Annotated in this window: 1 protein-coding gene; it reads left to right on the forward strand. The window is 57.9% G+C overall.

Translation table 11 applies throughout. From position 1 onward, the window contains the following. Positions 1–7: 7 nt before the first annotated feature. On the forward strand, positions 8–1,203 hold a 1,196-nt coding region (tuf, locus tag AC812_RS16985; protein ID WP_062158994.1), incomplete at its 3' end, for an elongation factor Tu.

Here is a 1,203-nt window from a genome sequence, read left to right on the forward strand (position 1 = left end):
AAAAAACATGGCGAAGCAAAAATTTGAGCGAACGAAACCGCATTTGAACGTAGGCACCATGGGGCACATTGACCATGGGAAAACGACGTTGACCGCGGCAATCACCAAGTGGTGCAGTCTGTTAGGGAAAGCCGAATTCAAGGCATATGACCAGATTGACAACGCGCCGGAAGAGAAAACCCGCGGGATCACGATCAACATTGCGCATGTGGAATATGAGACCGACAAGCGGCACTATGCGCATGTGGACATGCCGGGGCACCGCGACTACATCAAGAACATGATCACGGGGGCGGCGCAGGTAGACGGAGCGATTCTGGTGGTAGCAGCGCCGGACGGCCCGATGCCGCAGACGCGCGAGCATGTGCTGTTGGCGCGGCAGGTGGAAGTGCCGAGCATTGTGGTGTTCTTGAACAAAGTGGATCAGATGGACGATCCGGAATTGCTGGAGTTGGTGGAGTTGGAGTTGCGCGAGATGCTCAACGAGTACGGCTTCCCCGGGGATGAAACGCCGATTGTGCGGGGGAGTGCGTTGAAGGCATTGGAGAGCACCTCGACCGACCCGAATGCGCCGGAATATGCGTGCATCAAAGAGTTGATGGATGTGGTGGACAACTACATTCCGGAGCCGGTGCGGGACGTGGACAAGCCGTTCATGATGCCGGTGGAAGACGTGTTCTCGATCAAGGGACGCGGGACGGTGGTGACCGGGCGTGTGGAACGCGGTCGGATCAAAGTGGGTGACCCGGTGGAAATTGTGGGTCTGCGCGACAAGAGCATGAGCTCGGTGGTGACGGGCGTGGAGATGTTCCACAAGATGCTGGATGAAGGGATCGCCGGAGACAATCTGGGTCTGCTGCTGCGCGGGATTGAGCGCACGGATGTGGAGCGTGGGATGGTGATCGCCAAACCGGGGAGCATCACACCGCACCGCAAATTCAATGCGGAAGTGTACGTGTTGAAGCGCGAGGAAGGCGGACGGCACAAGCCGTTCTTCAGCGGGTATCGGCCGCAGTTCTACATTCGGACGATGGATGTGACCGGCTCGATCAAGCTGCCGGAAGGCGTGGAAATGGTGATGCCGGGCGACAATGTCAACATGGAAGTGGAATTGATCGTGCCGGTGGCGCTGGAACAGGGTTCGAAATTCGCCATTCGCGAAGGCGGTTTGACCGTCGGCGCGGGTGTGATTACCAAGATTCT

Source organism: Bellilinea caldifistulae, assembly GCF_001306055.1.
In the GTDB taxonomy this organism is placed as follows: Bacteria; Chloroflexota; Anaerolineae; order Anaerolineales; family Anaerolineaceae; genus Bellilinea; species Bellilinea caldifistulae.